The sequence below is a fragment of the Providencia sp. CIM-Carb-044 genome (assembly GCF_033901115.1).
GTDB classification, from domain to species: Bacteria; Pseudomonadota; Gammaproteobacteria; order Enterobacterales; family Enterobacteriaceae; genus Providencia; species Providencia hangzhouensis.
Window position 1 is genome coordinate 1 of sequence record NZ_JAXADV010000024.1, and the last position, 25,404, is coordinate 25,404.

Consider the following 25,404-nt stretch of genomic DNA (forward strand, 5'->3'; position numbering starts at 1 on the left):
TATTATGGTGATCCCCTGGGCGAAATGCGCCTGGTAAGCAGAGTTTTTGAAATGTAAGGCCTTTGAATAAGACAAAACGCTGCCTCATCGCTAACTTTGCAACAGTGCCCCTAATCGTGTTCAGCAGAATAGCCGGAGGAAGTTTCCTACTGTCGATAAGAAAGGATTGGCACAGGGAGTGTGAATATCGAAACACCATCACAGAATAATGCCAGATAGAAATGCGATAGTAGGGTTGGATATTTAAATAAGGAGCATCCCGACTTAAAATGAATATGACTGCGTAACCAGGCGCAATAAAAAAAGCGAAAGAATCGCTTTTATTCTGGTTGTTTTTTCGAAGAGTGACCGTTTTCTGAGATGACAAGAAATAAGGAAGTCCTATGATCGCTAGCGGAATAGTTCAAAAAATGAATGCGCAAATGAATCAGGAGTTTTATACCTCAAATTTGTATCTTCAGCTCAGCCAGAGGTGCAGCGAGAATAGCCTTAATGGCACCGCACTATTTTTGCGTCATCAGGCGCAAAATACGGTGACGCAAATGATGCGCATGTACGAATACATCAAACAGAGCGGCGCCACGCCGGTGTTACAGGAGCAACACGCCCGGTGCGGTGAATTTTCCACGCTGGAAGATCTGTTTGAGCAGACGGTAAGCGATTACCAGAAGCGCATTAATGCGCTGACCTCTTTGACGGAAGACGCCCAGGCAGCAAACGATAAGTCAGCGATTAACTTCCTGAAGCGATACAGAAAAGAGGAAATCGTGGACGGGACGCTGTTGCAAATCATTCTGGATGAAGTCCGCAGCGCTAAAAAAGCGGGCATCAACATGCAGCAAACCGACCACTATCTGGTTGGCGTGATCGATCGCTATCACTAAATCAATTTCGCAGTACGAGGAGGTTTTACGCCTCCTCAGAAAATCTGTTTTACATCAGAAACAGAGGTTTATGCCAGTGAACATTTGATACCCAACACGTCATAGTGATTTTTTAACTTAGCGTTTTTATATCGTGCCAAAAATGTCTCTGCTTGTGTCTTTATATTAAGGAAGGTGCGAATAAGCAGGTCATTTCTTCCCAAGCTGACTCGCTGATTAAAATTTCGCGGATCTGGGCCGATTTTTTTCCCGCAAACACATCGAATCAGCCTATTTAGGCTATTTTTTCCACCATTTCTGGCGTTATTTCCGGTTTTTACTGAGATCTCTCCCACTGACGTATCATTTGGTCCACCCGAAACAGGTTGGCCAGGGTGAATAACATCGCCAGTTGGTTATCGTTTTTCAGCAGCCCCTTGTATCTGGCTTTCACGAAGCCGAACTGCCGCTTGATGATGCGAAACGGGTGCTCCATCCTGGCACGGATGCTGGCTTTCATGTATTCGATGTTGATGGCCGTTTTGTTCTTGCGCGGATGCTGCTTCAAGGTTTTTACCCTGCCGGGACGCTCGGCGATCAGCCAGTCCACATCCACCTCGGCCAGCTCCTCGCGCTGTGGCGCTCCTTGGTAGCCGGCATCGGCTGAGACAAATTGCTCCTCTCCATGAAGCAGATTACCCGGCTGATTGAGGTCATGCTCGTTGGCCGCGGTGGTGACCAGGCTGTGGGTCAGGCCACTCTTGGCATCGACACCAATGTGGGCCTTCATGCCAAAGTGCCACTGATTGCCTTTCTTGGTCTGATGCATCTCCGGATCGCGTTGCTGCTCTTTGTTCTTGGTAGAGCTGGGTGCCTCAATGATGGTGGCATCCACCAAAGTGCCTTGGGTCATCATGACGCCTGCTTCGGCCAGCCAGCGATTGATGGTCTTGAACAATTGGCGGGCCAGTTGATGCTGCTCCAGCAGGTGGCGGAAATTCATGATGGTGGTGCGGTCCGGCAGGGCGCTATCCAGGGATAACCGGGCAAACAGGCGCATGGAGGCGATTTCGTACAGAGCATCTTCCATCGCGCCATCGCTCAGGTTGTACCAATGCTGCATGCAGTGAATGCGTAGCATGGTTTCCAGCGGATAAGGTCGCCGGCCATTACCAGCCTTGGGGTAAAACGGCTCGATGACTTCCACCATGTTTTGCCATGGCAGAATCTGCTCCATGCGGGACAAGAAAATCTCTTTTCTGGTCTGACGGCGCTTACTGCTGAATTCACTGTCGGCGAAGGTAAGTTGATGACTCATGATGAACCCTGTTCCATGGCTCCAGATGACAAACATGATCTCATATCAGGGACTTGTTCGCACCTTCCATAGCTAAACATGATTTCCCCATCAAACAGTAAGTCGTGTCAATTCCTAGAGTTAACACATTTCTGATCATGACTCACACGTTACGTTCAGTCGGTAGCCATCTGTGCAAAAAATGCGCTTAGCGTAGGATAATTTCCTTTTTCCAAGCGGACCCCAGGGACAACGGAACGCAACACCAAGTAGATTGATGACATAAAGTTCCTTCAATTCCGATCTGCCCTCCCGCTTTCATTTTCTGCCGCAGATCACTTTTGTTGCCATTCCTTTACAACAGCTCCCCAATCGACAGTTCTCTCGACCAATTTCCCATCAGCATACTTTCTTGTCCAAACATCCCAGAAGTCAGGGTCATCAGAATGGGGTTGCTGATCTTTCGTCAAATTTTTCATTTTAACCAGGACAGGAAGCTCAGATGCCCAGCCCATCAGTATTGCATGTTGGGATGGCAGTGAAGGCAACTCACGGAGTAATCCTCGCAAATTATCAGGTACCATTTTATGAACTTGCTCCTGATCTTTGTCATTACTAATTCGATGCAGAAGAAAAGTATTACATTGAGATAAAACTGTAGGTGATAATTCTGATGGTCGTTGCGAGGAAACCACCATCCCAAGACCAAATTTTCTGCCTTCTCGTGCAATTTTCTCAAACACTTGGCAGCAAACAGCTGCGACATCCTGATTTTCAGAGTCATCACGATACCGTTTAATAAATGTATGTGCTTCTTCAGCTACAAGTACCGTAGGTAAAGATTTATTATATAGTCTTCTATAGCGTTGCAATGATTCAAAAATAATCCTTGAAATCACAGCAGTAACAATGTGAGTAATTTCGCTTGGAACTAGAGATAGATCTATTATAGAAATACAACTGTTATCATCTCTTGAACAATCGGTACCAAGATATTTCTCTAACCATTTAGCTAAGTCAATCCGATTATCAGCATCATTAGTAACAGATCTCATCCTTGTATCTGAGAGCATGGTGCGTATTCTGGCAACCAAATATTCAACATATTGTTCACTGCCATTTTCTTGAGCAAGAGCTTCTAAATAGGCAACCAGGTTATTACCATCAAATGGTAACGGTATATCTTCATTCTTTGGTAGTAACTCTTTCTCAAACCCTCCGAACTCTCTAAATGCAGAGGTAACACTCTCGATAATGCTATCTATTTCAGGCACGGTCGCTTGCATGGTTGCGTACTGTACATTCCTATCTTGTCTATATTTAGACATTATTGTGATTACATTCGTTAAGTTGTTATTTCCAAGTTTATCTCTGTATCCTTCAAAGCTTTCAATCCATTTACCCATTATCTCGTTAAAGCCTTTTGCAGGCCCCCAAGCTCCAAAGGGTTTCCCTGAACTTTTATCATGTTTTAAGGTTATGAGAACATTCCCTAGAAAACGTTTTATTTCTATATTTGAGGTTGTTTCAAGTTCAAAATCTTCGTTTCTCATTGCCCTTAGAGAACGCTTTAGTAAAGGAAGTTGGGCTTTAGGACTCGCTTGCGTAAATGATGCCCATTCCGAGCTATTCCAAAACCAAGATGGCACTTGGAGTTGATGCTCATTTTCCCCAGCTTCGACTTTAAAAATTCTGCCTTTAAATTTTGTAGTTGGTCCCAAAGCACGTACATACTCGCCATTGGGGTCTAATATAATAAATCTGGCGTTTGGTTTTACTTCTGACTCCATTGCAGCTTCGAGTGACCATTGGATTAATCCTGCGACAGAACAAGACTTACCACTACCAGTATTACCAAGTACTGCTATATGACGACCAAATAATCTATCAGGGTCTACGGCTACATTAGCATTGTTAGCAAGTGGACTTTGCCCAATAACTATTCGTCTATTATCACCAGACTCGACAATTGATCTAAGCTGTAAATCTGTTGGTAGTAAAATAGCTGAACCAATAGAAGGAAATGATTCAGAGCCGCGTTGAAATTTAAAATAATCAGTACCATCTTTGGAAAAGCGTTTAAGAGTTCCGACTGGATTTAAACTTATTTTTTTTCGAGGAAATGGTAGGTTTACTAGACCAAAATCTTGAATATCTCTTTGTTTAGGATAAGGTGAATGCTCAACTGCAAGCCACTCTATTTGCCCAACTAAGTAACCATTATCACATGAGACTAATACATAGCTGTTTACTCTAGGAAAATTTCTAGGTGTGCCTGCATTCAAAGCGACAGCATCAGGTGAATCGATATCTAATAGTGCTCTAATTTCATTGGGTGAAACAAAATCTACAGTACCTACCCTGAGTTGCTCACCTTGTTCAATGGGAAATGAGTTCATTCGGAATCCCCACTATTATTTGAGGTAGTTGCACGATACAAACCTCTTGACTTCAATAGCTCCGCCATACGAATTGATGATCTGTCTATCGCGGCTTTAGGAAGATAAAAATCTACTAATTTCTTTATATCTCCAAAGTGATCACCAAGCAATAAAGATATTTGAGCTTTTCTTCCACTATCGTTTATAAAACGCATGATTCTACCAAGTGGATCACCGTATGCAATTATTACTATATGCGTTGAGGGTATTGTCAACATGTCAATAATAACCCGATTTATATGCTCATCGCCAAAACTATAACCATATGTTACCAAGGTGCTATTAGGACGACATGTTGCAGATGCTAAATCCCTAAATAGCTCAACATAAGGATATTCAGATGTTTCACGGTCTTTAACTGAATTTGGATAAATCATTAATTGTTGATAATTTGCAGTTCCGGTAGTTTCCACCTGTAAAAAGGGTTCAACCGAACTGGCTCCAAATGGCAATCCAAAACGCCTTATAGCCCCTTCAGTAGCATACCAGTCCAATGAACCATGTAATTTAGTAAATCGCGCCACACCTTCCAAATATCTTGGCTCACCCCGAATCCCTGGTGGGTTGTAATGATAATCCACTTCTAACCGAGAAGATCTAAAAATTGGTGCTATAGTACCGACAAATCTGTCAATTAAACGAAGACCTGCTATTTCAGCGCCCGTTTCAATTATCCTGTCGTAATTTGTCGTAAAAATATGTAATCGATCCCTAGTTGCTGTTCGACTTGAAAAACTCATCAAAAAACTTACTAAATAATTAAATGTTTCTGTTTTTAAATCGTTGTTTGCATCACGAATTAATTTTTCACCATAACTAACTGAGTCTGAAAATAATTTCAGACACCTTGTTAGCTCATTATTTAACTCTACTAACTCACTTTTTAAATTTCGATATGAGGGAGCACCTGGTGGAGATGGTGGAACCGGTAGGTTTTGTACCGTTAAAATCTCTAGTCCTTTAATCAACTCATTAATTGAACGAATCTGATCTTCAATATTACCCTTTCCCCTTCCTGAGGCGTCTGCTGTTTTAGCTACATAACTGTCTATTTCAGCCTTACAAACTTTGAGATCTTCAATCCATCCCATACCTTGAGGTTTGGTGCCGGTCGCTGACTCTTGGATAGCCGAACTAAGGCCGGCGCCAATAAGTATATTTAAGTGTTCAGACTGAAAAAGTGCAGTTAACCAAGGTTCTACTCTTGAACGCAAAAAGTCAGGAGTGATTTTATCTTCTGGTTTTGCCCATGCGCAGTGTCCAACGACTTTAAATGCACCAACTTCGCTGTGTGGGTCCAACTGAACCGGAGACTGGTCATCGCCAAGCTTTAAATATTGACTCAATTTGAATACATCCTTTTTTCGAGTTTAAATATTGCTAAATAGAAGCCGTTCAGGTTTTTAAGAATGCTCATCTTTCTTATTTATTATTGGAAAGATTAATATTGTTAGTAACCGTTTTTCTTTTCAGCCTAAAATACGTCGCCCGTGATATACCCGTTTTTTCCATTACCTCTTTTACTTCTACGTCCTTATTGATCAATTCATTAGCTAATTCAGCCTTTCTATGAGGTTTTCTTCCGAATTTGACGCCCTTAATCATAGCTGCCTGCCGTCCATCGTTAGTTCGTTCCAAGATCCTTTCACGTTCCGCTTCGGCAACAGCAGCTAGTATCTGGATGACCATTTTTCCCATAGTGCCTTCAGTACTAAGGCCGTTCTCAAGAAAGCGAATAGCGATGCCTTTTTTATAGCAAGTATCCACGATGCGAATCATATCTGCGGTATTACGTCCAAGACGATCCATTTTTGTACAGAGAATAATGTCATCTTTCTCCGCTCTGGCAAGGAGTCGCTGTAGCCCTTCGCGCTCATCAGTTGCTCCCGACATCATGTCAGTAAACACTCGATCATCCCTCACTCCCGCTGTGTTGAGCTCAGTAACCTGGCTCGTCAGTTTCTGATGGCTGGTTGATACTCTTGCATACCCTAATAATGCCATTTTGGTCTCATAAATCGATATTGATACTGCGTAGTATCATAAGGCATAAATCACGATTTTTGATACTCATGTTTAGGGCAGTTTTCATTGGTCTCAAAATTTATAACATATCGGACATTAATTAAATTGACAATATACCTTCCAGGTTATATCATTCATTATAACTCGGAGGTTATATATATTTATGTGGGAAATATTAACGAGAGATCTCTTTGATTCTTGGTTCGAAGAGCAAAATGAGGAAACTCAGATTGAAGTGTTGGCAGTGTTAATGATTTTACGTGAGGATGGCCCCAATCTTGGACGCCCTCAAGTTGACACCCTGAAGGGCTCACAGTTTCCCAACATGAAGGAACTGCGAATTCAGGTTGGTGGTCATCCGATTAGAGCGTGTTTCGCATTTGACCCAATTCGTCGTGGCATTGTGTTATGTGCCGGTGATAAGAAAGGAAAAGATGAAACCCGTTTCTACAAGAAATTAATCAAGATGGCCGATGTGGAATATGCAGCGCACTTATTAGAGCAGGAGAAATAACATGTCCACTTTAAATGAACTACTTGCAAAACAATCCCCCGAAACGCTGGCAAAAATTGAAGACCGAGCAGAAGAAATCCGGCGTGAAATCACACTAGCTAAAATTCGTGAGGAACTGAAACTTTCTCAAACTGAGCTAGCTCAATCACTGGGCGTTTCGCAACCTTCTATTGCTAAGCTTGAAAATGTTGATAACGATCCGAAGCTTTCAACTCTGAAGCGCTACATTAAAGCTTTAGGCGGTGAACTTTCTATCGATGTAACGTTACCGAATGGTAAGAGAATTGGATTGCATCTTTGAGCATAAAGCCTCTCAAGTTCATTTATAAATAAAAATATCTTTATTAAGCATGTCAAGGAGGAGTACATAAAAAAAATGGTGGCGCTGTTGCAAATTAAGGTGAAATTATGCATGTCAATTCAATAAGGTGAATTTTAGTGATGCAAAATATTGATGAACAAGAAATATTAGAGTTAATGATTGCGAATTATTCAAACTCTAAGTTTTCTCAAATAACTGAGCTGTTAAGGATGTCTAACAAAGGCAATGACTTATTGATGGAGTTTAGTAAATATGAAAACAGATTAAATTATTACCTATCTTTAACTTCTATTTATCACACCATAATTAACATATCTTCGATTTATGCTAGCCTAGCGCTACTTGACAATGATGGCGGAATTAAAAGCCCATCATCTAACCCAAAGGGTGTTTCAAGAATGAAGCTAGAGCCTTTCGTTGGTTTGTTGATTATCCAATTTCAAAAATTAGCAGAAACACATATAAAATATACAAAAGTAGTCAAAGACGAGAAAACAAGAATTTCTAAAGAAGAGAGTGAGTTGAAGATTTTTGAATTTATAAAACGCATAAAATCAATACGTGAATTTCAAAATTTGCGTGACGGCTCATTTGCACATCCATTCGAATTAAGAAATGAAATTAAAGTTTATAAGAACCAGGATATTGCTGAAACTTTTCAAAAAGCTATAACTGAATTCTGCGCCCCTGATATTCAACTAATAAAAGATAAGCTAGTGAATATGGTAAATAAAGAAACTTGTACAGGGGCTACTTATTTTAATAAATTAATGCTTTCTTTGCCAGAGAGCGAAGTTAATGAAAAGGAAGAATACAAAAAGATTATCAAAAGACAAGAGAATACATTTCGTGAATTTACTTCCTCCGTTAATAAGCCTGATTCTTTCAGTAACTTTAATTTATTGTTTCATGGTTTTTTATCATATTATTTTTGTGGATCTAATTTGGTTATAGAAAAAAATGAATTGAAATATAAAACAACAATGAAGGATTGTGTTTTTATTAAGTCATTATATGATTACTCCGAATATGTTAAAGTGAAATATTTAAGAAATATTGTGATCTATCTTTTGAATGAAGACAAATCATTTAACGAGCTACATCAAAAAGCCAGAACGTTAAAAGACAGTATTTGATATAAGTAACTGTTTTTCTATTCATAAACCGCCCCAAGAGGGGCGTGATGTCACTTTTCTCTATAAAAAATAAAATAACATTTTTGAATGCGCATGCTGTTGTTGATGTAACCGCAAAGACCTTCTCTGCCATTAGCGTCACGGCCGATCCACAATCCAGCCAGGCGCTTGTCTGGCTTTTCGGACAGTACATAGACCTTATTGTTGAATCGCTCTACGCTTGCTTTTGGCGTGCCTTCTGGAATGTTAAACTCACCCAGGTGCGCGTAGCTGTTCAGCCGCAGAACCGTAATACTGCCCTTTTCACCAGGCTCGGCTTGCTGCACTGATTCTTTGGTTGCCTGCCCAGCCTTCCCGGCGTAGACCGTGTTTGGGTCAAACTGTGGCGCAGCAAATGCGCTGCCGGTTAAAATGATTAGCGCCCCCACCAGCGCCAGGATTTTAGATTTCATCGGATACCCTCGTTGGATGCGCCCTATACCGCTTTAGGCGCAGATTATCAGCACAATCTCACACCCCCACGGCATGTGAATGGCCCGTATAAAGAGCTCCATAATTCAGGAGAAAAGGCGTTTTTTCAATACGAGCGGAGGGAAAGCGCTACGAATTGAGGACGAAAAAGGCGATCCCTGCACAGGCAATGCAGGTAGTCATCACCAATACCCCGAAATAGCGATAAAGCGATGAGAGGAATATGAAGATAATCAGCCCAATCAGAGTCGCGAGCCAAACACCCGGCGCTATCCCGAAGGCATACCAGGCATCAGCTGGAACCCAATACCTCGGCCAGTAGATAGAGATGAGCGCCTTGCCAAAAAGAATGCATCCAAACAACAGACTGATCAGCAGAGCATAGTGGAAAAATCGAAAGTAGAGCCCACCACTACGCATTCGGCTTTGGCTCGTAGTCACCTGGTTCAGTGGCAATAACTTCACCCAGTTCGGGGCTGTACCGGAGTAATTCGTTTTTATCCAGGTACTCAACGTGGCGTTTTGTTTTGCTGTTCGAGAAGCCGAGCTCATGCGCCAGCATATTGATAGAAGGACCGATGCCGGTGCGCTTCATCATGCTTTTCACCGCTTTGATAATGGCTTTACGATCTTCTGTCAGGTACACCTTATCAGTCAGTTCATCATAGCCCTGCCCTTTAGCAATACGCATCGTTCTGGCCGTGGTTTTCTCTCCATCTATAATGATACGGCCTTGCTCATGCAGCTGCTTCACACGCCGGGCAACCAGCCCCTTTGAATAACCCAGGGCCTTACCGATATCATCGTAAGTTGGTGGAGCGCCCTCTTCTTTGATGCATTTAACCAGGTAGTTAAATAGCGTCTCCAGATGGGCTGAAGGGACTTTAGCTTTCGTCACCAGTGGCTCAGTTTCGTTTGCAGGTAGTTGGTCTGACATGATCTTTGGTCACCTCAAGCAATATTAGGCTGGTTATGGTAATGGGCGGATCCGGGTCACACTGGCGTTAACCTGGCTTACCGGCGTTTTGCCTTGCAGGAGAGTTCTGGTTTCAGACAGTGAGATTAACGCATCCTCCAGCAATTGAATTTCTGCGTCGGAAGAGGCTTCACTAATGGCTGAATTAATCCTTTCGCCGACTGTATCGAGCTCCTGAATCACACTCGAAATGACACCAGTAAGATGAGACATATACCACCTATTCGTTATGTTTACTCTATTGTAAAACAGCGCTCAAATCCAGATGTTTAACGCGCTTTCTCATGCCTGCTCTGAGAGACAATTTCCAGACCCAGACTTGTGACCTCATAATGACAGCTGCCTTTATGCTTCAGGAGTTGCCGGGCCACCAATGCGTCAAGAATGATCCGGCTCCGGCTCAGTGTCTGAACGGTTAGTGGGCAACCCGGCCACCATTCTCCATCCTGCTGGTTAACGATATCGTGCAGCAACGCGTGCTGAAGTTTACCCAGTGGTGACGACATGGTTTTTCCTTTTCAATGCGGCTCGCCGGGCTTTAATGCGGGCGTGCGCTTCGGCTTGGGGATCGGTGCATAATTGAATCGCAAGTAAGAGCTGGTGGCGCTGCTTCCGTTCATCAGCGGTCATAAAATTGAGAGCAGTAAAACCGACGGGCATGGTGCCGTGGATACGGTAGCTCTCATCGAAGCGCGCTTGCGCTGCTGCGCTGAGCGCATTGAAACGAGCAGTGACTTCATCTCGGCCAATGTCATTGAACAGTGCGATAGCGCTCAGTTCGTCTTGGGGCGTGCTGGTCATAACGATTTGCCTGTTTGATTTGTTTACCCCTTCATTGTCACATCAGACCGTCCGGTGACGAAGGGGTTAGGCGAAGTTATTCAGTCCAGTGCGTGAGCTCGTCATCCACGATGTAATCAGCTTCATCCTGCTCAAACTCTTCGGCATCAGAGATGCTTTCTAAAGACGACTCAGCCCAATCACGGCATTGGGCCTTCCGCTCATCCTCACTACCGAACTCCCAGGATACCGAACGGGACAGCCAGGCGTTGTACAGTAATTCAAGGTTGTTTGCTTTAGTGCTCATAAATCTCTCTGATAATAATTAGATCGGTTATGAATGGTTACCTACACAAGTAAAGCATGAGGTGTACGCTCGGCGAAATTCCTGGCAGGAATGGAAATGGGAAGTTGGTGTATTGTAATGATTAGATTATTTATAGTTAGATCAATGTCTGGTATTAATATATTATTTTCGTTAATTAATTATATATCACTACCATATCACACATTGGAGGTGTTATGTCTGGAGTAAGACCCATCATTATGGGTAAGGCAATGGCTTTAAATGGCGACAAAACAACTACCGGTGCAACATGTATTGCAACCATAGAAACTGTAACGTGCTTTAATAAAAAAGCATTAAGAGTGGGTGACCCGACAACAAAATGCCCGAAATGTGGACAGACAGGCACCGTTGTTTCTGGGCAGCAAGGTTTTCTAAATCATGGGAAACTTCAAGCCGTACATGACTCAATTGTACAATGCGGCTGTCCGGCAGGTTCTAACAAGGTTATTGCTCATAGTGTAGCAGCACAAGCCCAGCCAAGTCGTTTTGCAACTCAAGCCCCAGCACCATCAACACCTTCACAGGGAACCAGCTTTGGCAGTCGGATCAACCCCGTAGCGCCAGCACCTTTAAATGGTGAATGCAGGGTTTCAGATAACTTGCTCTATGATGGCGTTTTTGTGTGGACGGAAACATTTGGTTCAGGCCATTCATTTATAACAATCCACAAAAATAATAAAGTCTCATTATATTCATACGGTCGCTACGGAACGCCAGGACCATTAACTTTAACGGGTGATGGAATACTTTTATATATGACCGGTGAGGATGCTCGAAAATACATCAGAGATGAGTTATATATAACGAATGCAAGGGTTTTTAAAATAACAGATGCGGACACAGACAAAACAGAAACTTATTTTAATAACCTTTGGAAATCAGGCAGCATACCTAACCTACCTGAAAAAGCAGGTGAGTTGACTCGTAGAAACGGAAGGTCTATAGATGTTTATGATGTCTCAGGTAATAATTGCACAACTCATACAGTGAAAGGGTTGAAGCAATCTGGCACACGTATATTTGAAGAGAGTTACACTCCAATACGAACGCAGTATCCGGTCGAGCGAGAAGAGGCGTTCACGGTGCCTGTTTCATTCCAGAGTTATTTGAATGGTAAGAAAAATAACTTTAATAAGCTTGATGTAATTGAAGTAACAAATGTCTTTCATGAACAGTACCCAAATATTGACAATCTTACGCCATCAGATAAAGGGACAATGATTCAAATTTTTGAATTTGCCACATCGTCAGCTCAAATTGGTGGAGAAGCAACAAGCTTTGATGGTGGAGAAATGGGTGGAGGGGTATTAGGTAGCACTTATGATAAATAGAACGTTTTTAAGATGGTTTTTGACCATCCTGTTGGTTTTATTATTTTATTTAGGCTTGGCCGTCTTTGATTTCGGGTTTAGTTCAAGCTTTACATACAACTACATGGTGATGGGAGATAATGAACCTATTACCGTTTGGCGTGCTTTCGTGGAGGATTTACGCGCCTACCACCAAAACACGTTGGCTTATGTATATCTGGGCACCCCAGTTTTGCTGGCGCTGTTATTTGTCATTCATAAAAAAATAAGATAGTAACTGTTATGACGAAGTCGGTGAGGGACTCCCCTCACCGGTACCGTTCACCCGCATTGAATCGTTCGATTAACACCGGCAAAGTATCAGTAAGACCATAATTAGCGACCGCTTTATCGCTGGCAGATTGACGCATAACCCCATTTTCAACGACGACAAAAGCCGTAATTCCGCTAAAGATAGTTTTTTCTCCCTCATAAACTTCGACGAACACACCAGGCTCAATGAGTTGTCGTTTAGGTCTGGAAGAAGGCCCGCCATTCGATGCCCGATCACCTTTCTTTGTCTTTGAGCTACCTGGCATGAACTGACCACCTTTATAGTGTTCACCGTTTACACCAACTTCGCCGCCTTTCTTTGCTTGGCCTTTCATGTCGATTAGTAGTCCTATTAATAGGTGGTATTAAAGAAAAGCCGGGTTAACACCCGGCCAGAAAAGTGAGGCCTTGATAGCTTACCCAGCACTGGGGTAAAGACGGTTTGTCTATACTGACTGGCTCACCGCAGTGGGCGACTGAAGAGCCAAGAAAGCCAGCGCCTAGCGCCAATACTAGCAATACCGAAAAAAGTGCTTTTTTATTCATTTCCGGGCTTGGTTAAATAAAACGATGACCGTTGTTATAGCGTGCGATCAGGTCGTCAATTCTACCTGTCAGTCCGCACATCCCAACGGCCACGTCACTGGCATTAATCTGCATAATGCCTTCTTCATCGACAGCGACCACTGCGCGCACTCGATCGAAGATCGATTCTTTTCCTGACTCCACCAGCTCATACCGACCTGGCTCAATCTGAAGTCGCCGTAAATCTCGGCTTTTGCGTTGAAGTGATTGGGTCATGAGTTGTTCCTGTTAGTTGTGGCTCCCATAGTGTGGCACAGCACATTCAGGGAACGAAATGATGTAAGTTTGCGATGCTGATTCAAACATTCAGGCGCATAATCCCCCTCGCAAAATAACAGTTTTCAAAATGATGTCGTGATTTTTAGGCAAAATGGTCACCAGTCAGCGACCGTATTTCACCATCAGTTCGTGATCACAAAAGTAGGCACCCCTGCCCCTATCGTCACGCGCTGCAAGTACGCTTCTATCGCGGGCTTATCCAAGACCCCGGTATGACGTAATTCAGCAGCCATGTCCGTTAATAACGTGACGTTGTCACGCATGAACTGGTTTATGATAGTGATCTGTTCGGCATGAAGGGTATTAAAGGCGGCGATGTTATGTCGCAGAGATTCGTCTTTACCGTCATCGATCAGTAGCACATTGCCAAAGCCGTTCTGAAGGTAACGGTCCGCTTGCTCACCCCATGAACGCATGTCCTCCTGCGACCCTTCGAATTGCTTGCCATAGACGGCCAATTCCGCAGCGGAGCCTCCGAGTGCCAACAACATTCGCCAATAAAGCTGATCGCGTGATGCTCGGCCATCAAGCGCAACGTTGCTTTCCATATAGCCCAGACGTAGTACAGTTCCGCGTGTTTCACGCGTAATGGCAACCCGCATGAATTCCGGATGAGTATTCTGAAGGGCATAGACCAGGGCATGGCCGCATTCATGGATTGCTGTCAGTTTCAGCGAGGCCTCTGATCGGCGAAGGGGGGCAGAAAAACGCCCATATTCGATATGTTGCGTTTGAATTTTTGAATTGCGTATGCATAACCGGTAAACAAAGGTGACAAGATAAAAACTTACCACTGCACTAATCGCCAATTCCGGGTCACGTAGTGCCCCGTCAATAACGCCATTAATCTCACCTTGGACCTGAGCGAAAAAACGGCAGACCAGCTGAAAAACGATCACCAGCAAAACGATATCGTAGACGAGCTTACCGAAGTAGCCGAGATAATCGAAAGTCGTAGTGCGCATAAAAGTGCTGATCACTAACCAGACCACAGCCAGAGGCATCGCCAGACCTAATAGGTTAACGATTATTTTTGTTGCTCCTGTCGCAGTATCGGGTGCAGGCCATCCCCAGAGGGACCAGAGGAGGAGCCCGGCCAATGCGATGAAGGAAAGGTGCTCACGAACAAAGGCGGTTGCACGAACCCATAGCGGGATCTGAGGCTTAAGCATGATTTTCCTCCCAGAGATGGATGGGGCCATTGGTTTGACGATGCTGTAGCGGTCGGGTCAATACCGCAGGGTTTGTCTCGTTGAAATACCGGCCAATTTCAATATCCGCTTTCACGGCACGAATGATGATACCGGCTAAGTGCAACGCCTCGGGCAGATCATAAACCGTCGGTTCGTCAATGGGGTCACCGCATTGCTCTTGTCCTGCCGTGATGCACAAAGGAATGACCAGGTCGCTTTCTTTCGAGTGAAAATCGCAGCTGAGCATGTGGCTATCATCATGACGGTAAGGCCAAACATGCGCGGTGAGCGCCTGACCTTTGGCCTGTTCACGGACATAGGCCACTATCTTTCCTGCAATGCCATGAAGCCCTGTATCGGTGAAGGTAAACCCAGAGGGAACGAGTTGACTCTTTTTGGGGGATTCCAGCGCGTCACGGGCATCGCTTTCGAGTTGGTATTGATCCAGCATCTCGGCAATGGCTTCGAAATTTAGCACATCGCTTAGTGCCTTGTTCAGATCGCCATTATGGGCTTGACTGGCTTTCAGGTGCTCTTCGGCCACCTTCACAAGCATATCAGCGGCCTGATCAAACAACCTCGCAGCCTGACGCATCAAGGACTCCGTTGCGGTTGACTCGGCTTTTGGCAATAAACCTGCCTGATAAAGGGTGTTTTTGAGATGATTGATTGCGTTTTCGTAGTTCATGGAGCTATGCCTATCGGTGGTATGAAGTTCCTCATGGTAGTGGCCGCACTGGGTATAGCGAATATTTAAGGTCCTCGTTTTGATGCCCTTTTCTGTACTCCGGTTTTCACGTCAATGTTATGGTTTTCAAAATTCATAATGAGGACTGCTTTGATGAAGAAAACAATGCTGGTTTTGCTGGTTGGCTTAGCTAATTCAACGATGGCACAAGCCAGTTTCACGATCCTTGAGGATGCCGACACGCAAGCCTATGAATCACCCAATTATGATGGCGGCCTCTATGGATCCAACGTACAGGATAATCTTCCGAAGCCGCCTGCCACTGAAGAAAAGCCAGAACCGGAACCGATCCACTCTGTTGATGTTGGTCAATTTAGCGTCGCGGGCATCCGCCTGGGAATGGATTTGAATGACGCGCTTGAAGCTGCGAATAAACACGCAGAGCAACGAAACATCAATGGTGTACGAACGCAAAGCCGTGATGGCAAAGTTACGGGAATGGCCTGGGCAAACAGTAATGAAGAGGTCATTGTGCAGCTGATTGATGACACTGAAGCAGCGCCAGATAAAAGCCTTGTAAAGGCTATTCGGTACACCTTCAATAACCCTGACAGTCTGGTCGCTGGCGCGATCGAAAAATACGGTGACCCCAGCACTAAATCTAATGGTAAGTTTATCTGGTGCGCCGCGAAAAGTGATGTGAAGAGTGAGTGCGATATGCGCGCCGCATGGATGCAGATTGATACCTACACGGTCAGCAGCATTGGCATTTTAGATGCAGTGGATCCAACTCTGATAAAACGCCTTAAGCAATTGCCCGTTGAAAAAGATGGCGATACAGCCGCAGAAGAGAAAGACGCTCAAGCATCGGTTTCACCTGGCCTATAAGAAAACAACCAGCCAAACGGCTGGTTGAATAACGTATTAAATACAAGAACCACCGGACGTATCGATGACCTGCCCTGTAATCCAACGACTTCGTTCTGAAGCCAAAAATGACACAACCTCGGCAATGTCGTTAGGTTTACCCACGCGTGAAAATACCGAGAATTCAGACGCCATCTTTTGAGCCTGTGCTTCGTGTAGCCAACCGCTGTTCATGTCAGTATCAACAACGCCAGGGGCAACAGCATTCACCGTAATACCACGAGAGCCCAATTCGCGTGCCAGCGATAACGTGAGCGTATTTATCGCACCCTTAGATGCCGCATAAATAGCTCGTTGGGGATCGGCAACTCGGGTTAAAACCGTCGATACGTTGATGATGCGCCCTGCTACATTAATGTGTGGTATCGCTGCTTTTAGTAAGAAAAACGGCGCTTCAACGTTGATAGACATGACTGTATTATAAATAGCAGGCTCAGTTTCAGTAATTGAAGCAGAAGGCGCGACACCGGCACAGTTAACCAGAATATCAATCCCTTGATAACCTTTTTCCTGAATGCGCTGGAAGAATTTCTGCCAAAGCTGGGATGCTTCCTGCCCTGCATGACTTGCAAAGTCCGCAGTAAAGACATCGGCATCGGCACCCAGCTGGTGGACCTCGTGAATGACAGATTTTGCCGCCTCCTGGTCTTTACCGCAATGGATCCCTACGTAGGACACGCCCATTTTAGCTAACGTCAGCACTATCTCACGCCCTATCCCCCTTGAGCCTCCCGTCACTAAAGCTACTTTCCCAGATAAATCAGTTTCGACGTTGTGCGTTACCATTCAAAAATCTCCGCTTACTCAGTTAACCCGAGACAGACCCGGTTTTTTACTCGCAAACGTCACGGTCTGTACCGCGACGGCCAATATTGCCAATACTGTTAACCCTGCCCCTGTCCATGTAGCGACAACGGGATCTTGACCGAATATGTTCATTGAAAAAGCACTAAACACCGTGCCCAGTGTTACACCCATCGTGATAACCGCAGTATGGACGGTTGTAACCAGATAGCCGGTACCACCAGCTTGGGTCACCCTGGTGATCAATGCAGGGTTCATTGAAATACCGATCAGCCCTACCAGTAAAACCATTATGAGGGTGACGGCCTTTATTTCACTGAACATCGACAAGGTGATCAGAGCCACGAGTAACAATCCATGCCCCATACGTAAAACGCCTACAGGATGAGCATCGGCGAACCGACCAACGATGAGGTTGCCGATCACAGTACAGATACCGTAACCGAGTAAAATGACAGTGGTTACATCCGAGCTGAAACCAGCGTTGTCTTGCAGTAAAGGCGTGAAGAAGGAGAAAGAACCATAAGCTGCCCCGATCGTTAAAAAACTCACCAGGTAGCGTGACCATAATTTAGGGGACTTTAGATTCTGTAGGTCTTCTACCGATTCGCTTTCCGTCGCCTTAGCAAGATCCGGCAAGCCTGTTTTGGCTAGTAGACTGACAAGCAGTGCCGCGACCCCTAATAGGTAAAAACAGCTTTGCCAATCCCACTGCGTGGCGATGAAATGACTGAGAGGTAGGCCAATAACCGTACCCACCATCATGCCGCTAAGAACAATCGAGACACAGCGGCCAATTTGGTCTGGAGATGGTGCGATCCTGGCCGCAAAGGTTAAGGCCAGCCCAAAGGTGGCACCGGACAGACAACCCGTTAGAACTCGCGCAAGTGCAAGCCACCAATAGGCGTGAACAACCGGCGCAAGAATTTCGATGATGGCATAAGCCGCAATAATGCCAGTCAACACTGAACGTGGTGACTTACGTCTTAAAACATAAGCGATTATCGGGCCACCGATCGCCATGCCTAACGCGTAAACGGAAACCAATAAACCGACCTGGCCGGTTGTCGCATCGAGATCTTCAGCAATGTTCGGTAGCATGCCTGCGGTTTGCAGTTCGCTCATCGTGACTACTAAAATAGTAATCATCAATATGTAGAGATGTCGGTTCAAATTTTATCCTCTTGATATGATCCATATTTTGCTCCGATAAGACGGGCAACTTCTTGATTGGTGCTGGAGACTTCAGGGATAGGTCTTCCTGCACTTGCCGTGAGACCTACTTCTAAAAAGAACCTTTCGAAGCCCCCTGGCGTAAAAATGAGTAACTGTTTTGCAAAATCTTTGGTGTTGTTTCTGAAGCCGTGCATCATGCCTCTTGGCACGAAGATTAGGCTTCCGGCTTGAGCGATAAACGTGTCATCCCCAGCCGAAATATCCAGCTGTCCGTGTGTGACATAAAAAATCTCGTCCTCGTTGAGGTGGTTATGACGCGGAGGGCCCCCGCCTGGTGGAATGATTGCCTCTAAAATAGAGAGTTGCCCTTGAGCGACACAGGGGTCGATCAGGACCGAGTACAGATCACCATTCATCCAAACGGACTCACCGTTACCAGAAGAAATATGGAATGCCTTGTCAGACGAATGCATTGATTTCAAACTCCATTATTTATTGATCAGTAAAGAATGTAACGAGGACGCCCTCATCCAATTGTGTACTGGTTAGTAAACAATTGGGCGAATTAATATGGTTTACGTATCGGGTTAGATTTTTCCGACGATACCTTCCGCTGCCTGAAGTAGATAGTCACGGTCAGGCATTGTTATGCCCATAATCCGCAGCCCGTAGTACCCGGATAGAAAAGCTTTGGCGCTGGTGGTGATATCTGTGGATGGCGTAAATTCATCCTTCCCTACGCCTTCAGCAATAACTTTTTCAATCATTGAAGCCAGGCGTAACAGATAGTGCTGGTTTATGGATTGGATTTCAGGGTCTTTGAAATTACGTTCAAGCACTGAATGTAATGCGAGGCAGCCTCTTGGGTTTTCAAGATCGAGATCGATGGAAATCCCCCACCGGAGCATATCCAAAAGGCGCTCTTTTGCGGGTTTATCAGCGGATAGAATCTCTCTTTGATAGTGAATACCCATCTCTTGATAATGGCGCAGTGCTTTTTGATATAGCCCTTGTTTGTTACCAAAGGCATGATACAAGCTTCCACGGCCAAGCCCAGTGACCTCGCATAACGTCTGCGTGCCACTCGCTTCATACCCATTATTCCAGAAGACATTCATTGCGGACTCAATGACAGCTTGGTCATCGTACTCCTTTGGTCTACCACTCATATCTATCCACCTATATATCATTTGTGGCTAGTTAACCAGTTCTTTACTGACCAGTCAATAACTATATTTTATCAATCAGTACACAATGAGGTAGCTATTCAAGCAACTCAATAATGCCGGGGGGGCCCGGCTCGGTATGTGAGGGGGATTATTTTGTCGTTACTGTAATTTGGCCAACTCCAAAAATACGTTTTCGTCCAACGCCAAAGACATATGCCTTTTCAAAGTCGGCAACCGAAGTCACTATGCCATTGGCATGGAATGTGCAGGCAGGGATATGGATCCTGTGCCCTTTTTGCGTAGGTTGGTCAGCCTTTTTTACGATTAAATTATCCATTTTGTTTACCCCGACATGGTGGGGAGTCAAGCCAGCACGATCTAAGCGGTATTTTACAAAATCCGGCAATTCCTCGGATGGGGGGCAAGTTTCACGCTTGCGGCCGTTTAAAACTTCACGCCGAACCGCTGCAATAGTCCCTGTGATTGTGACTTCCTGCCCTTCTGAAAAATACACGCTTTTTTTAACCTCACCCGGCACGCCAACGGCTTGTGCTGTGCGCAACAAGATGTAGGTATCATTGCCGGTGCCCGGTTGAATGGAAAACGAGTATGGGAGTTTTGCCTTGCACTGTTCCTGAATGAAATAATCCAGATGCTGATGTATCCGGTATAAGTCGTAGGACGAAATCCTTAAGCGAAGCGTACTTTCGAAATAATTCATGCTTTTTCTCACCAAAGGCCTTAGGCTGTATTACCTAAGGTTTGCTTATGGTAATGGGTAGGCGTCAGGTGACGAAATTGGGACTGAAAAAGAAAGAGGCAGATTCAGAAGGTTACGAAGTAAGTATTGCCATATTCATTCTGTTGCTGATGTGAGCATCCTACCAAGCTCAAACAATGCAGCACGGCGATGACATGTTACTTTGTCAAAGACCGTGCCATTCCGGTACCAAAATTTTCCATCGGTCTTTACTTGAGAGAATAATGGTGACATGTCGTAGACAGTATCTGGAATTATCATGCCTTCATTGGCGAGGACACCAGCAGTAATTGAATGGTTTCCACCGAATACAAAAGCTATATTCCAGGGAAGCCAAATCATTACTCGGTGGTTCATTTCATCCTGCTCCCAAGGGTTTCCCGCATGGAACCCTATGGAAGATAATGCGGATACATAACGATTGTAGTTCCAAGGACAAGGTAATATTAATGATGTAGATAGATCAGCAACATAGCTCGTTTCGTGGGTTAAACATGACTGTAGAGCATCATAATCAAGTACATCAAAAATATCTGAGAAAAAGAATTTATATGGGTTAACAAAGTCATCAGAGCGTGCATCCGTACCTTCTTCAGCTACCGCTATCAGTAAGTCACTTTGAATGTTTCTTCCGATGGCATTGATTAGCAACGGTATTGACCTCCCTCCGATTGACTGCCCCACAGCAATAATTCTGTTGAATTTCTCATAATTCATTTCTTGGATTTTACGCTGTTCATCCAAAATATGGTTCTTGATAATATGATTTTTCAGCTTACTTAAAAACATGATGATTATCTCGAATTATTGATTATTTGATTTCTGCTGTTCCAAGCAAAATACCTCACACAAGCAGCACTTCGATGGTTTCGCCATGATAAGTACCTATGACCTCAGTTGCCAGGCGGTCACTGTTACGCTGGATATCGCGCGGTGCATAGTTTTGAAGTGGCTTAATATCCAGACGCTGATCTTGAATGACAATATAGGGCATCAAAGCGGTTACGGTTTTCAATGCGGCAGTCGCTGCACCATCTTCATTACGAAATACGATGTTTGCCACAGGCTGTATTTTGGCTGGCCGACGCAGGCGCAACTTTTCCTGAGGGGTATTTGCAATTTTCTGGGCAAGATTACCGACAGGTAAGCTCACGGCACTATTGTCAATGACATCCGTTTGCATAGATGCCAGCAATTTAGTTTTGTCTGGGATCCGCAGTAGCGATTTGCGTTGCCATGAGAAGCGGACAGATTGAAGGTCGGCATTATGCCAGGCACGGATTTGGCGGTACAGATGTAGAGTCATAACACCAGGACACGCATTATGTAGTGCAGAAAAGCGCGCATTCTGATTACCGAACTCACTGATGATGTGGTCCTGTATAGACTGCTTACTAAAGTTAATGGCCGTGATCAGCGCCATGACTTCAGCTGAGAATTCTGGGTTGTCATCCGCGTACCAAAGTACACCGGCAGTTCGACGCGTCGATTTCTGAGAAAGCCCATCCTTAATATGCAGATCGGTGTAAGCTTTTTGGGCCTGCTCGATGGCTTGAGCGCCATACATTAGAATCGGTTCAATACGGGCAACCGGCAGGTTTTCTTCACCATCGGCCACTGGCGGTATAACGCAAACGCGTGCATATAGCGGAGACTTCTCCGCCAGCACTCGATTGAGCAACGCCAAGTCATCTTCCAGGCGATGGAAGGTTTGTGCGATGTTCATAATAATAAATCCCCGAGAAAGGGTAACGTGCTAACCCCCCACCGTGGTGGGGGCTGTATATATATCCATACTTTATACAATTATCAGGCGGGAATGCAAGAATTCGTTATTTCACATGAAGCCGGGGTTTGAGATTAACCGAGGAACGTAGTGTGTTCGGAAACTAGAACTTTGGCGTGATCAACTATCCATGTATGTGCTTCTTTAACTGTGCCTGGGGCATTCTGGGCTGCGTAAGAGCTGGCAAAATTCGGAATGGACTTTCAATCTGGCCGCTAATGTCATTAAACTTGCTACCTGTTCCACGGTGAGGGGTCTGTTGAGAACTATAGCCTGTGCTTTTGCTTGAAGCTTGCTCCGCAGAAACCTAAAAGGGGTCGTCTCAGAAAACGGAAAATAAAGCACGCTAAGCCGGTGGCAGCGGTCGCAATGGCCTGAACTTCCCCGCACCGATCTTGGCACTGCTGCGCCATAGGTAATCGCCGGTCAGGTTGATATGCTCCCACCCCAGCGGTGACAGATATTGCAGCAACGTGTCGTCCAGCGCCTTGCCGTGGGCACGCAAAGCACTGGTGGCACGCTCCAGATAGACCGTGTTCCACAACACGATGGCCGCCGTCACCAGATTGAGGCCGCTGGCCCGGTAGCGCTGCTGCTCAAAACTGCGGTCGCGGATTTCACCCAATCGGTAGAAGAAGACCGCCCTGGCCAGCGCGTTGCGCGCCTCGCCCTTATTCAGCCCCGCATGGACGCGGCGGCGCAGCTCCACGCTTTGCAGCCAATCCAGAATGAACAGCGTGCGCTCGATGCGCCCCAGCTCGCGCAGGGCGACGGCCAAGCCGTTTTGGCGCGGATAGCTGCCGAGCTTGCGCAGCATCAGCGAGGCCGTCACCGTGCCCTGCTTGATCGAAGTGGCCAGCCGTAGGATTTCATCCCAATGAGCGCGAATAGCCTTGATGTTCAGCCTGTCGCTGCTAATCATCGGCTTGAGTGCATCGTAGGCAGTATCGCCCTTGGGAATGAACAGCTTGGTGTCGCCCAGGTCGCGGATGCGCGGCGCGAACCGGAATCCCAGAAAGTGCATCAGGCCGAACACATGATCGGTGAAGCCCGCCGTGTCGGTGTAGTGTTCCTCGATACGCAAGTCAGACTCGTGGTACAGCAGGCCATCGAGCACATAGGTCGAGTCGCGCAAGCCGACGTTGACCACCTTGGCGCTGAAGGGCGCGTATTGGTCGGAGATATGGGTATAGAACGTCCGCCCAGGGCTACTTCCATACTTCGGATTGATATGCCCGGTGCTCTCTGCCTTGCTGCCGGTTCGGAAGTTCTGGCCGTCCGACGATGACGTGGTGCCGTCGCCCCAGTTTCCGGCGAAGGGTTGTCGAAACTGTGCGTTCACCAGCTCGGCCAGCGCCGTCGAATAGGTTTCGTCGCGAACGTGCCAGGCTTGCAGCCAAGACAGCTTGGCGTAGGTGGTGCCAGGGCAGGATTCGGCCATCTTGGTGAGCCCAAGATTGATACCATCAGCCAGAATCGTCGTCATCAGCAAGGTTTTGTCCTTGGCCGTGTCACCGGTCTTCAGGTGTGTGAAGTGGCGCGTGAAGCCCGTCCATTCATTGACCTCCATCAGCAACTCGGTGATCTTGAGGTGCGGCAGCAACATCGCCGACTGGTCAATCAAGGCTTGCGCGGCGTCTGGCACCGCTGCGTCCAGCGGCGTGATCTTCAGGCCCGATGCAGTGGTGATGATGGCGTCCGGTAAGTCGTTGGTCGCCGCCATGCGGTTGACTGTGGCGAGTTGCGCCTCCAATAATTCCAGTCGGTCATGCAGATATTGGTCGCAGTCGGTGGCCACGGCCAGTGGCAATTCGCTGGCCAGCTTCAGGGTGGCGAACTTCTCGATCGGCACCAGGTATTCGTCGAAGTCCTTGAACTGGCGCGAACCCTGCACCCAAACATCACCAGAGCGCAGTGCGTTCTTCAGCTCCGACAGGGCGCATAACTCGTAGTAACGCCGGTCAATACCCTCGTCGGTCAGAACCAGCTTTGCCCAGCGCGGCTTGATGAATGCGGTTGGCGCATCGGCGGGCACCTTGCGCGCGCTGTCGCTGTTCATGCCGCGCAGCACGTCGATGGCATCGAGCACACCCTTGGCGGTGGGCGCGGCGCGCAGTTTGAGCACGTCCAGGAACTGCGGCGCATAGCGGCGCAGCGTGGCGTAACTCTCGCCGATATGGTGCAGGAAATCAAAATCGGCAGGCCGCGCCAGCGTTTGCGCCTCGGTGACGCTGGCGGCGAAGGTGTCCCACGGCATGACCGCTTCGATGGCGGCGAACGGATCGCCGCCGCTTTGTTTGGCTTCAATCAGCGCCTGACCGATGCGCCCATACATCCGCACCTTGTCGTTGATCGCCTTGCCGGAAGCCTGGAACTGCTGTTAATGCTTGTTCTTGGCCGCATTGAACAGCTTGCCGATGATGCGGTCGTGAAGGTCGATGATTTCATCAGTGACGGTGGCCATGCCCTCGATGGCCAGTGCTACCAAGGTGGCGTAACGCCGCTGCGACTCGAACTTGGCCAGGTCGGCGGGCGTCATCTGGCCGCCCTCGCGGGCGATCTTGAGCAAGCGGTTTTGGTGTACCTGCCGTTCGATGCCAGCAGGTAGGTCAAGCGCCTGCCAGGCTTTGAGGCGTTCGATGTGTTCAAGCATGTGGCGCGAGTTCGGCTTGGCGGGCGATTGGCGCAGTCACGCTAGCCACGTCATTTTGCTACCATCCTTGCGCTTGAGCAGTTCGTCCAGGCGCTGGCGATGGACAGGTATCAAGGAATCGGCCAATGCCGCATGGATGCTCCGGTTGGCACGGGTAATGGCCTCGGCGCTTGCGCGCTCGATGGCATTCATGGCGGGTAGGATGATGCTCTGCCGCCGCAGGTTTTCAACAAGGGTGCTGGCCAGCACAATGCCTTTGTCTGTTTGCAAGGCCAGTTCGGTCAATGTATGCACGGCTTGCCGGTAGTGACTCATGGTGAAGGGCTTGAATCCAAACACCGTTTGCAGCTCGACCAAGTGCTCCCGCCGTGTCTGCTCGCGCTGGCCGTAATCGTTCCAGCTTTCCACCGGCACCTTGAGTTGTGCGGCCACCATGCGCAGCAGGGGCGGAAATGGAGGTTCATCGACGCCCAAGAAGATGCCAGGGAATCGCAAGTAGCAAAGCTGCACGGCGAAGCCCAATCGATTCGCGGCGCCGCGACGCTGACGGATCACCGACAGGTCGGTTTCGTTGAACGTGTAGTGCCG

Annotated in this window: 28 protein-coding genes and 1 pseudogene; 7 read left to right on the top strand and 22 right to left on the bottom strand. The window is 46.5% G+C overall.

The window, feature by feature from the left end:
• Positions 1 to 383: 383 nt before the first annotated feature.
• Positions 384 to 884 (top strand): non-heme ferritin-like protein, encoded by a 501-nt coding sequence (locus SJ312_RS22350; RefSeq protein WP_016236905.1) that lies wholly within the window; start codon positions 384 to 386, stop codon positions 882 to 884.
• Positions 885 to 1,200: 316 nt separating this feature from the next.
• Here the strand turns inward: SJ312_RS22350 and SJ312_RS22355 are convergent, their stop codons facing one another.
• From SJ312_RS22355 to SJ312_RS22370, 4 genes are all read right to left on the bottom strand, one after another.
• Positions 1,201 to 2,181 (bottom strand): IS5-like element IS5 family transposase, encoded by a 981-nt coding sequence (locus SJ312_RS22355; RefSeq protein ID WP_319868367.1) that lies wholly within the window; start codon positions 2,179 to 2,181, stop codon positions 1,201 to 1,203.
• 314 nt (positions 2,182 to 2,495) lie between these two features.
• Entirely contained in the window at positions 2,496 to 4,559 is a 2,064-nt protein-coding gene (locus tag SJ312_RS22360) for an ATP-binding protein (RefSeq protein ID WP_001084040.1), read from the bottom strand.
• Entirely contained in the window at positions 4,556 to 5,947 is a 1,392-nt protein-coding gene (locus tag SJ312_RS22365; RefSeq protein WP_000085085.1) for an SIR2 family protein, read from the bottom strand. The genes SJ312_RS22360 and SJ312_RS22365 overlap by 4 nt, the downstream gene beginning before the upstream one ends.
• Positions 5,948 to 6,023: 76 nt before the next feature.
• Positions 6,024 to 6,605 (bottom strand): recombinase family protein, encoded by a 582-nt coding sequence (locus SJ312_RS22370; RefSeq protein WP_001196201.1) that lies wholly within the window; start codon positions 6,603 to 6,605, stop codon positions 6,024 to 6,026.
• 184 nt (positions 6,606 to 6,789) lie between these two features.
• On the opposite strand from SJ312_RS22370, the gene SJ312_RS22375 reads away from it, so the two are divergent.
• From SJ312_RS22375 to SJ312_RS22385, 3 genes are all read left to right on the top strand, one after another.
• A complete protein-coding gene (locus SJ312_RS22375; RefSeq protein WP_196053788.1) occupies positions 6,790 to 7,140 on the top strand; it encodes a type II toxin-antitoxin system RelE/ParE family toxin in 351 nt (116 codons plus the stop codon).
• Position 7,141: 1 nt separating this feature from the next.
• Entirely contained in the window at positions 7,142 to 7,441 is a 300-nt protein-coding gene (locus SJ312_RS22380; protein ID WP_042847390.1) for a helix-turn-helix domain-containing protein, read from the top strand.
• 140 nt (positions 7,442 to 7,581) lie between these two features.
• Positions 7,582 to 8,598 (top strand): hypothetical protein, encoded by a 1,017-nt coding sequence (locus SJ312_RS22385; RefSeq protein ID WP_042847391.1) that lies wholly within the window; start codon positions 7,582 to 7,584, stop codon positions 8,596 to 8,598.
• Positions 8,599 to 8,648: 50 nt separating this feature from the next.
• Here the strand turns inward: SJ312_RS22385 and SJ312_RS22390 are convergent, their stop codons facing one another.
• From SJ312_RS22390 to SJ312_RS22415, 6 genes are all read right to left on the bottom strand, one after another.
• Positions 8,649 to 9,050, bottom strand: coding sequence for a hypothetical protein (locus SJ312_RS22390; RefSeq protein WP_042847392.1), 402 nt, complete (start codon positions 9,048 to 9,050; stop codon positions 8,649 to 8,651).
• Positions 9,051 to 9,481: 431 nt separating this feature from the next.
• Entirely contained in the window at positions 9,482 to 10,006 is a 525-nt protein-coding gene (locus tag SJ312_RS22395; protein WP_052219403.1) for a hypothetical protein, read from the bottom strand.
• Between the two features lie 33 nt (positions 10,007 to 10,039).
• Positions 10,040 to 10,258, bottom strand: a complete 219-nt coding sequence (locus SJ312_RS22400; protein ID WP_042847394.1) for a hypothetical protein — start codon at positions 10,256 to 10,258, stop codon at positions 10,040 to 10,042.
• Positions 10,259 to 10,314: 56 nt separating this feature from the next.
• Positions 10,315 to 10,551: a hypothetical protein gene (locus tag SJ312_RS22405; RefSeq protein WP_042847395.1), complete on the bottom strand. Its 237-nt coding sequence runs from the start codon at positions 10,549 to 10,551 to the stop codon at positions 10,315 to 10,317.
• Positions 10,532 to 10,846 carry a hypothetical protein gene (locus SJ312_RS22410; RefSeq protein ID WP_042847396.1) on the bottom strand — a complete coding sequence of 105 codons (315 nt, stop codon included), beginning with the start codon at positions 10,844 to 10,846 and terminating at the stop codon, positions 10,532 to 10,534. Before SJ312_RS22410 ends, SJ312_RS22405 begins: the two co-directional genes overlap by 20 nt.
• Positions 10,847 to 10,922: 76 nt before the next feature.
• Positions 10,923 to 11,132: a hypothetical protein gene (locus SJ312_RS22415; RefSeq protein ID WP_042847397.1), complete on the bottom strand. Its 210-nt coding sequence runs from the start codon at positions 11,130 to 11,132 to the stop codon at positions 10,923 to 10,925.
• 215 nt (positions 11,133 to 11,347) lie between these two features.
• Here SJ312_RS22415 and SJ312_RS22420 point away from each other — a divergent pair, with 215 nt between their 5' ends.
• Both SJ312_RS22420 and SJ312_RS22425 read left to right on the top strand, forming a co-directional pair.
• A complete protein-coding gene (locus SJ312_RS22420; RefSeq protein ID WP_094962948.1) occupies positions 11,348 to 12,505 on the top strand; it encodes a PAAR domain-containing protein in 1,158 nt (385 codons plus the stop codon).
• Positions 12,495 to 12,758 (top strand): hypothetical protein, encoded by a 264-nt coding sequence (locus SJ312_RS22425; RefSeq protein ID WP_042847398.1) that lies wholly within the window; start codon positions 12,495 to 12,497, stop codon positions 12,756 to 12,758. Before SJ312_RS22420 ends, SJ312_RS22425 begins: the two co-directional genes overlap by 11 nt.
• A 34-nt stretch (positions 12,759 to 12,792) precedes the next feature.
• Here the strand turns inward: SJ312_RS22425 and SJ312_RS22430 are convergent, their stop codons facing one another.
• The 4 genes from SJ312_RS22430 to SJ312_RS22445 all read right to left on the bottom strand — a co-directional run bounded on the left by SJ312_RS22430 (position 12,793) and on the right by SJ312_RS22445 (position 15,541).
• Positions 12,793 to 13,062: a hypothetical protein gene (locus SJ312_RS22430; RefSeq protein WP_226617277.1), complete on the bottom strand. Its 270-nt coding sequence runs from the start codon at positions 13,060 to 13,062 to the stop codon at positions 12,793 to 12,795.
• A gap of 292 nt (positions 13,063 to 13,354) precedes the next feature.
• On the bottom strand, positions 13,355 to 13,597 hold the full coding sequence (locus SJ312_RS22435) for a hypothetical protein (protein ID WP_042847400.1): 243 nt from the start codon (positions 13,595 to 13,597) through the stop codon (positions 13,355 to 13,357).
• A gap of 185 nt (positions 13,598 to 13,782) precedes the next feature.
• Positions 13,783 to 14,832, bottom strand: coding sequence for a hypothetical protein (locus SJ312_RS22440; RefSeq protein ID WP_042847402.1), 1,050 nt, complete (start codon positions 14,830 to 14,832; stop codon positions 13,783 to 13,785).
• On the bottom strand, positions 14,825 to 15,541 hold the full coding sequence (locus tag SJ312_RS22445; RefSeq protein ID WP_094962950.1) for a hypothetical protein: 717 nt from the start codon (positions 15,539 to 15,541) through the stop codon (positions 14,825 to 14,827). Before SJ312_RS22445 ends, SJ312_RS22440 begins: the two co-directional genes overlap by 8 nt.
• A 153-nt stretch (positions 15,542 to 15,694) precedes the next feature.
• Between SJ312_RS22445 and SJ312_RS22450 the strand changes: the two genes are divergently transcribed.
• Entirely contained in the window at positions 15,695 to 16,429 is a 735-nt protein-coding gene (locus SJ312_RS22450) for a hypothetical protein (protein ID WP_042849100.1), read from the top strand.
• Between the two features lie 36 nt (positions 16,430 to 16,465).
• Here SJ312_RS22450 and SJ312_RS22455 read toward each other — a convergent pair whose 3' ends face one another.
• The 8 genes and pseudogenes from SJ312_RS22455 to SJ312_RS22490 all read right to left on the bottom strand — a co-directional run.
• Positions 16,466 to 17,254 carry an SDR family NAD(P)-dependent oxidoreductase gene (locus tag SJ312_RS22455; RefSeq protein WP_042849101.1) on the bottom strand — a complete coding sequence of 263 codons (789 nt, stop codon included), beginning with the start codon at positions 17,252 to 17,254 and terminating at the stop codon, positions 16,466 to 16,468.
• Between the two features lie 18 nt (positions 17,255 to 17,272).
• Entirely contained in the window at positions 17,273 to 18,421 is a 1,149-nt protein-coding gene (locus tag SJ312_RS22460) for an MFS transporter (RefSeq protein WP_226617279.1), read from the bottom strand.
• Between the two features lie 20 nt (positions 18,422 to 18,441).
• A complete protein-coding gene (locus SJ312_RS22465) occupies positions 18,442 to 18,921 on the bottom strand; it encodes a cupin domain-containing protein (protein WP_052219460.1) in 480 nt (159 codons plus the stop codon).
• Positions 18,922 to 19,035: 114 nt separating this feature from the next.
• On the bottom strand, positions 19,036 to 19,617 hold the full coding sequence (locus SJ312_RS22470) for a TetR/AcrR family transcriptional regulator (RefSeq protein ID WP_042849103.1): 582 nt from the start codon (positions 19,615 to 19,617) through the stop codon (positions 19,036 to 19,038).
• Positions 19,618 to 19,765: 148 nt separating this feature from the next.
• The gene (locus tag SJ312_RS22475; RefSeq protein ID WP_113767342.1) at positions 19,766 to 20,338 is read right to left on the bottom strand and encodes a type I-E CRISPR-associated protein Cas6/Cse3/CasE; all 573 of its coding nucleotides are present in this window, start codon (positions 20,336 to 20,338) and stop codon (positions 19,766 to 19,768) included.
• Between the two features lie 135 nt (positions 20,339 to 20,473).
• Entirely contained in the window at positions 20,474 to 21,166 is a 693-nt protein-coding gene (locus SJ312_RS22480) for a DUF6710 family protein (protein WP_042849105.1), read from the bottom strand.
• Between the two features lie 55 nt (positions 21,167 to 21,221).
• Entirely contained in the window at positions 21,222 to 22,103 is an 882-nt protein-coding gene (locus SJ312_RS22485) for a DNA replication terminus site-binding protein (RefSeq protein WP_042849106.1), read from the bottom strand.
• A gap of 406 nt (positions 22,104 to 22,509) precedes the next feature.
• Positions 22,510 to 25,404 (bottom strand): annotated as a pseudogene (locus tag SJ312_RS22490) (Tn3 family transposase); the annotation flags it as partial.